Here is an 8,038-nt window from a genome sequence, read left to right on the forward strand (position 1 = left end):
TCGCAGGCCGCGACGGTGCGGATCGGCGCGGCCCCTCAGGCCAGGCGGGGGTCTTGGGAGAGCAGTCCGGCGACGGCGGCCAGCGGGGCCGGCCGGGTCATGTCCAGGTGCTCGCAGTCGATGGAGTGGGTGGTGAACCGGCCGCCGAGGTGGGCGGCCCAGTCCGCGGGGACCGGCGCGCCCGGCTCGCGTCCGGCGGCAGCGGTGAAGTGGACGGTGTCGCCGGTGAACCGGCCGGGGCGCGCGGCCTCCACCAGGGCCACGGTGCGGGCGGCGGTCTCGGCGAGGGCGGAGACGAAGGCGGGCTCCAGGGTGGCCCCCGCGCCCTCCCGGCCGAGGAACGCGGCGATGTCCTCCGGCCCCGGGGCCGGCCCGTCGCCGCCGCGCACGGGGTAGGAGTCGAGCAGCACCAGCACGCCGACCCGTTCGCCCGACTCCTGGAGCCGGCAGGCCATCGCGTGGGCGATGTTGCCGCCCAGCGACCAGCCCAGCAGGTGGTAGGGCCCGGCGGGCTGTACGGTCCGTAGCCGTGCGAGGTACGCGTCGGCCAGGGCCGTCAGGTCCTCCGGCCGGTGAGCGGGGTCCCGGTCGGCGTCGAGACCGTAGACCGGACGGTCCGGCAGGGATCCGGCCAGGCCGGCGTACCCCCAGCTCAGTCCGGTGACGGGATGCACGCAGAACAGCGGCGGGCGGTCGCCCCGGGTGCTCAGCGGGACCAGGAGAGCGGGTCCGGCGGCCGGGTCGACGGTGCCGGCCGCGAGCCCGGCCACCGTGGGGTTCCGGAAGAACGCCTGCACGCTCAGGCCGGGGAGCGCGCCGGGCAGTTCGGCTCGGATGCGGCCCACCGCGCGGGTGGCCAGGAGGGAGTGTCCGCCGAGGTCGAAGAAGTTGTCGTCGACGCCCATCCGGGGCACGTCGAGGACCTCGGCGAGGATCCGGTGCAGCGCGTGCTCCAGCGCGGTCTCCGGCGCTCTGCCGAGGCCGCCGTACCGGGGCGCCGGCAGGGACCGGCGGTCCAGCTTCCCGTTGCCGGTCACCGGCAGCACCGTGAGCGGGACGAAGGCGGCGGGGACCATGTACTCGGGCAGCTCCCCGGCCGCGAACCGGCGCAGTCCGGCGGGGTCCGGCGCCGCGGCGCCGGCGGTCGGCACCAGGTAGCAGACGAGCCGCCGGTCGCCGGGGCGGTCCTCGCGGACCACGACGGCGCAGTGCGCGATCCCGGGGTGCCGGGTGAGCACCGCCTCGATCTCGCCGAGCTCGATCCGGAAACCGCGGACCTTGACCTGGTCGTCGGCCCGCCCGCAGAACTCCACGCTGCCGTCGCGCCGCCAGCGGGCCAGGTCGCCGGAGCGGTACATGCGCTCCCCGTCGCCGAAGGGTGCGGCGACGAAGCGTTCCGCGGTCAGCGCCGGCCGTCCCGCGTAGCCGCGGGCCAGTCCGGCGCCCGCGATGTACAGCTCGCCGATGACGCCGGCCGGCACCGGGCGCAGCGCCTCGTCCAGGACGTACACCCGGGCGTGGGCGATGGGCCGGCCGATGACCGGGGTGTCGGTCGCCTCCAGCGGGGTGGTGAGCGTCTCGACCGTGCACTCGGTGGGTCCGTAGAAGTTGTGCGCGGTGGTGGCGGGCACGTCGAGCAGCCGGCGCCACAGCGGCTCCGGGACGGCCTCCCCGCCGAAGGTGAGGGTGCGCGGGGTCAGGCGCGGCGTGGAGAGCAGGCCGTGCTCCAGCATCTCCAGGCCGTAGGTGGGCGTGGTGTCCAGGAAGTCCACCCCGTGCCGGCCGGTGTAGCGGACCATGGCCGCCGGGTCGCGCCGGGTCGCGTCGTCCAGCAGGTGCAGTTCGTGGCCGGCGAACAGGGCCAGGACACCCATCCAGGAGGCGTCGAAGGACAGCGGCGCGGTGACAGCGACCGTGGCCGCCTCCCGGCCGGTGGCCGCGAGGTGGTCAGCGAAGAGCGTCTCCTGATGGCTGTGGAACAGGTTGGTCAGTGCGCGGTGCTCGACCGCCACCCCCTTGGGGCGCCCAGTGGAGCCGGAGGTGTAGAGGAGGTAGGCGGTATGGGCCGGCCGGAGGGCGCACGCCGGCCCGCCGGGCACGCCACCCGGGTCGGCGGCCGGGCGGTCCAGGAGCAGAATTGTTTCCGCGGGCTGGCTCGCGTACCGGGCCGGGTCGACCCCGGACGAGGTGAGCAGCAGCCGGGGAGCGGCGTCCCCGAGGATGTAGGCGATCCGGTCGGCGGGGTGGCCGGTGTCCAGCGGCACGTACACCGCGCCCGCCTTCAGTACGGCGAGCAGGGCGACCACCGACTCCACCGAGCGCTCCAGGAGGACCGCCACCCGCCGCTCGGGTCCCGCGCCGTTGCGGACCAGCTCCGCGGCCAGCTCGTCGGCGCGGGCGTCGAGTTCGGCGAAGGTGAGCCGCTGGTCGTCGAGGACCAGCGCGGTGCGGTCCGGCCGGCGGCGGGCCTGCTCCTCGAAGAACGTGTGGACGGGCCGGTCGGCGGCCGCGCCCCGGTCGGGGGCGGTGGAACCACTCCAGTCACCGAGGACGCGGGCCCGCTCGTCCGTGCCGAGTAGATCGATGTGTCCGACCGGCGCGTCCGGTTCGGCGGCGGCGGCCGCGAGCAGCCGAACCAGCCGTGCGGCCAGCAGTTCGACGGTTCCGGTGTCGAAGAGGTCGGTGGCGTACTCGATCGAGAGGTCGAGGCCGTCCGGTTCGCCCTCCGGGGTGGCGTTCTCCGTCACGCCGAAGAGTAGGTCGAACTCGGCGGTGTGCAGGTCGAGCGGGTGCTCGGAGGTGTCGAGTCCGGGCAGGACGAGTGAGTCGCCCGTACCGTTCTTGAACAGCAGCATGGTCTGGAAGAGCGGGTGCCGCGCGGTGCTCCGGACCGGGTTGAGCGCCTCGACCACCCGCTCGAAGGGCAGCTCCTGGTGGGCGTAGGCGTCCAGGTCGGCCGACCGCACCCGGTCGAGTAGTTCGCGGAAGGTCGGGTCGCCGGAGATGTCCGTCCGCAGTACGAGGGTGTTGACGAAGAAGCCGACCAGGTCGTCCATCGCCTCGTCGGTACGGCCGGCGATCGCCGTGCCCAGCGGGATGTCCGTGCCCGCGCCGAGCCGTGAGTACAGAGCCGCGAGCGCCGCCTGGACGACCATGAACAGGGTGGTGCCGGTCTCCCGGGCCAGGGCCACCAGCCGGGCGTGCAGCTCGGCGGGTATCCGGTCGGCGGTACCGCCCGCCCGGCCGCTGGGGACCACGGGCCGGGGCCGGTCCGCGGGCAGGCCCAGCTCTTCGGGAAGGCCGGCGAGCCGCTCCCGCCAGTAGGCGGTCTGCCGCGAGACGAGGCTGTTCCCGTCGTCCTCCCCGCCCAGCAGTTCGTGCTGCCAGAGCGCGTAGTCCGCGTACTGCACGGGCAGCGGGGCCCAGTCGGGCGCCCCGCCCGTGGTGCGGGCCGTGTACGCGGTCGCCAGGTCGCGGGCCAGCGGGGCGACGGACCAGCCGTCACCGGCGATGTGATGCAGGACCAGGGCGAGCACGTGGTCGTCCTTGCCCACGCTCAACAGGTTCGCCCGCACCGGGAGTTCGGCTGCCAGGTCGAAGGGGTGCCGGGCGGCGCGGACCAGGTGCCCAGTCATCTCGACCGGCGGGCAGGCCGTCACCGTCAGCGGGATCCGGGCGTCGGGGACGATGTGCTGCCGGGGTGTTCCGCCTTCGGCCGGGTAGATGGTGCGCAGGGCTTCGTGGCGTTCGGCCACGTCGTCGAGTGCTGCGCTCAGTGCGTCCTGGTCGAGCGGTCCGCGCAGGCGCAGGGCGAGCGGGATGTTGTAGGAGGAGCCGCCTTCCTCCCATTCGCCCAGGAACCACAGTCGCTGCTGTGCGAACGACAGGGGCAGCGGGTCGGGTCGCACCTCCGCCGCCACCAGCGGGGGCCGCCGTTCGCCGGCCTCGCGCAGGACACCGGCCACCCCCGCCGGGGTGGGGTTGGCGAACAGGGTGCGGATGCCGACCTCGGCGCCGAGCACCGAACGGATGCGGCTGGTCAGCCGGGTCGCCATCAGCGAATAGCCGCCCAGCGCGAAGAAGTTGTCGTCCACCCCGACACTCGGCAGCTGGAGCGCCTCGGCGAACAGCGCGCACAGCACCTCCTCCGCCGGACCGCGCGGCGCGCGGGAGCGGGGGGCCGCCGGCGTCGCGGGCGACGGGTCCGGGGCGGGTCCACCGGAGCCCAGGTCGAGTCGGCCGTCGCTGTGCCAGCGGCCCTGCCGGCCGGTGCGGTACATGACCGATCCGGTGCCGCCGTAGGGGTTGGCGACGTAGCGGTCCCCGGCGCGGGCCGGCGCGGCCTGCGGGGCGGTGGCCAGATAGACCTCGCCCACCACTCCCGCCGGCACCGGCCGGAGCGAGTCGTCCAGCAGGTAGGCGGCACGGGTGTCGGTCGCGTCCGCCACCGCCAGCTCCCGCCAGAGCTCGGGCGGGACGGACGTGCTCCACTCGGTGAGGATGCGGTCCAGCTCCTCCGGGCCGAGCGGTTCGGCGAGGCTGACGGGCGCATCGGGGTCGGCGGTGACGGCTTCCAGGACCCGCAGGAAGCCGCGGCTCATGGCGGCCACGGTCGCCTGGTCGAAGAGGTCGGTGGCGTACTCGAACTCGGCACTGATGCCGGCCTGCCGGCCCTCGTCGTCGAAGCTCTCGCCGAGGCCGAGGGTGAGGTCGAACTTGGCGGCGCGGTGTTCGAGGGGATGCGCCTCGGCCGCGGTCCCGGCCAGCTCGTACACGCCGTCGTCGGTGTTCTGGAGGACGATCATCGTCTGGAAGAGCGGGTGCCGGGCGACGGTGCGGTCCGGGTTGAGTGCCTCGACGATCCGTTCGAAGGGCAGGTCCTGGTGGGCGTAGGCGTCGAGGTCGGTGGTGCGTACCCGGTCGAGTAGTTCGCGGAAGGTGGGGTCGCCGGAGGTGTCCGTCCGCAGTACGAGGGTGTTGACGAAGAAGCCGACCAGGTCGTCCAGCTTCTCGTCGGTGCGTCCGGCTGTCGCTGTGCCCAGCGGGATGTCCGTGCCCGCGCCGAGCCGTGAGTAGAGCGTCGCCAGCGCCGCTTGCAGCACCATGAACACGGTCGCGCCCGACTCCCGGGCGAGGGAGGCCAGCCGGGCGTGCAGCTCAGCCGGGATCCAGGCGTGCACGGCCTCGGCCCGCCCGCTGGGCACTTCGGGCCTGGCGCGGTCGGTGGGCAGTTCGAGTTGGTCCGGCAGGCCGTCGAGGGTCCGCGTCCAGTAGGCGAGCTGGCGGCCGCCGAGACTGTTCCCGTCGTCCTCCCCGCCCAGCAGTTCGTGCTGCCAGAGCGCGTAGTCGGCGTACTGCACCGGCAGCGGGGTCCAGGCCGGGGCGTGCCGCTCGACCCTGGCCGCGTACGCCGTGGAGAGGTCGCGGGCCAGCGGGGCCATGGACCAGCCGTCGCCGGCGATGTGGTGCAGGACGAGCAGAAGTACGTGGTCCTGCTCGCCGATCTCCAACAGTTCGGCTCTGAAGGGAAGTTCGTCGCTGAGGTCGAAGAGGTGGGCCGCGGCGGCGGAGATCCGCCCGGTCATCTCGACCGGCGGGCAGGCCGTCACCGTCAGCGGGATCCGGGCGTCGGGGACGATGTGCTGCCGGGGTGTTCCGCCTTCGGCCGGGTAGATGGTGCGTAGGGCTTCGTGGCGTTGGGCGACGTCGTCGAGTGCTGTGCTGAGTGCGTTCTGGTCGAGTGGTCCGTGGAGGCGGAGGGCGAGGGGGATGTTGTAGGTCGAGCCGCCTTCTTCCCATTCGCCCAGGAACCAGAGTCGTTGTTGGGCGAATGACAGGGGGAGTGGGTCGGGTCGTGTTTGTGCTGCTGTCAGTGCGGGGCGTGTTTCGGTGGGTGGTCTGAGTCCGGTGGCCAGTCCGGCGGGGGTGGGTGTCGTGAAGAGGGTGCGGATGGTGACTTCGGCGCCGAGGGCTGAGCGGATGCGGCTGATGAGGCGGATGGCGAGGAGGGAGTGTCCGCCGAGGGAGAAGAAGCTGTCGTCGGCGCCGGCTCGTGGGATGCCGAGTACTTCGGCGAACAGTCCGCAGAGGACTTCCTCGGTCGGGGTGCGTGGGCCGCGGCCGGTGGCTGAGCCGTTCATCGGTGGTTCGGGGAGTTTCTTGCGGTCGAGTTTGCCGTTGGGGGTGAGTGGCAGTGCGTCCAGGACGACGACGGCTGCCGGGACCATGTATTCGGGCAGTGTCTGGCTTATGAAGCGGCGTAGTTCGTCCGCGTCGAGTGTGCTGCCCGTGGCCGGGACGGCGTAGGCGATGAGGCGTTTCTCGCCGGGGCGGTCTTCGCGGGCTGTGACGGTGTTCTGTAGGACGCCGGGGAAGCGGGCGAGGGCTGCTTCGATTTCGCGGGGTTCGACGCGGAAGCCGCGGATCTTGACCTGGTCGTCCTGTCGGCGGACGAATTCCAGGGTGCCGTCTGTTCGCCAGTGGGCGATGTCTCCGGTGCGGTACATGCGTTTGCCGGGTTCGTGGGGGTTGGCGACGAAGCGTTCGGCGCTGAGGCCGGGCCGGCCTGCGTAGCCGCGGGCCAGGCCGGAGCCGGCTACGTACAGTTCGCCGGGGACGCCGGGTGGTACCGGGCGCAGCAGTGTGTCGAGGACGTAGGCGTGTTTGCCGGCGAGGGGGGAGCCGATGGGGATCGATGTGGCTCCGGTGTGGATCTCGTCCACGGTGAACGAGGTGGTGAAGCCCATGGATTCGACGGGGCCGTATCCGTTGAGGATGCGCAGGTGGGGGTGGAGGGTGCGGGCTCGTTCGACGTGGGAGACGGATGCGGCTTCTCCGGCGGTCATGACGGTGCGCAGGTGGGTGAGGACTTGTGGGTGGTCGTCGACCAGGACGTTGAAGAGGCTTGCCGAGAGCTGGAGGACGCTCACGCCGCGTTCGGTGACCAGGGTGGTCAGTTCTGTGAGGTCTGTGCGTGATTCGACGGGCAGGACGGAGGTTCCGCCGTGGAGGAGGGGGGAGAAGATCTCCAGGGCGAAGGCGTCCCAGGAGACCGGTGAGGACTGGAGGTAGACGTCGTCGGGTCGGAACTCCAGGTAGTCGGGTCCGACGAAGGTGGAGACCAGGGCCCGGTGCGGGGCCACGACGCCTTTGGGGCGGCCGGTCGAGCCGGAGGTGAACATCACGCAGGCCGCGTCGTCGGGGCCGCAGGTCTGTTGTGTGCCGGGGCCGCTGCCGTCCAGCTGGTCGATCCGTCTGCCGTCCTCGTCGGTGTCGAGCAGGACGTATGCCGGGCCCTCGCCCAGTTCGGCGGCCTGTTCGCGTCGTGACACCACGTGGCGTACGCCGGCGTCGGCGATGACGGCGGTGAGCCGTTCCACGGGGAAGGCCGGGTCGAGCAGTGTGTAGGCGGCTCCCGCTTTCAGTACGGCGAGCAGGGCGGTGACCAGGGCGGGTCCGCGTTCCAGGTACACGCCGACGATGTCGCCGCGTCGCACGCCCCGGGCCAGCAGATGCCGGGCGAGCTGGTTGGCGCGGGTGTCGAGAAGGTTGTACGGGATCTGTTCGTCGCCCTGGATCAGTGCGATCCGGTCGGGGGTCTTGCGGGCCTGTTCCTCGAACACCGTCTGCACCGGGCGGTTGTCGCCGGCCGGTACTGAGGATCCGCTCCATTCGTGCAGGGCCCGGTGTTCCTCGGCGGGGTCCAGGAGGCCGATGCCCGTGACGGGGATGTCGGGGTCGGCCACGACGGCTTCCAGGATCCGGATCAGCCGGCTGGTCATGGATTCCACCGTCGAGCGGTCGTAGAGGTCCGTCGCGAACTCCACGTCCCACCGCAGTCCGCCGAACCCGGTGTCCGTGTTGGGGAGTTCCTCGGCGAAGAAGGTGAGGTCGAACTTGGCGACGCGGTGGTCCAGCGGGTGGTGTTCGGCCGTCACGCCGGGGAGGTCGAGGGTGGAGGCGGTGTTGTTCTGGAGGACCAGCATGTGCTGGAAGAGCGGGTGCCGGGCGACGGTGCGGTCCGGGTTGAGTGCCTCGA

Annotated in this window: 1 protein-coding gene; it reads right to left on the reverse strand. The window is 72.4% G+C overall.

The genetic code is table 11. The features are described 5' to 3' along the window. Nucleotides 1-35: 35 nt before the first annotated feature. A partial coding sequence (locus B9S58_RS31540; RefSeq protein WP_146063591.1) for a non-ribosomal peptide synthetase occupies nt 36-8,038 on the reverse strand: 8,003 nt, incomplete at its 5' end.

Source organism: Streptomyces sp. SM11 (assembly GCF_002910905.1).
In the GTDB taxonomy this organism is placed as follows: domain Bacteria; phylum Actinomycetota; class Actinomycetes; order Streptomycetales; family Streptomycetaceae; genus Streptomyces.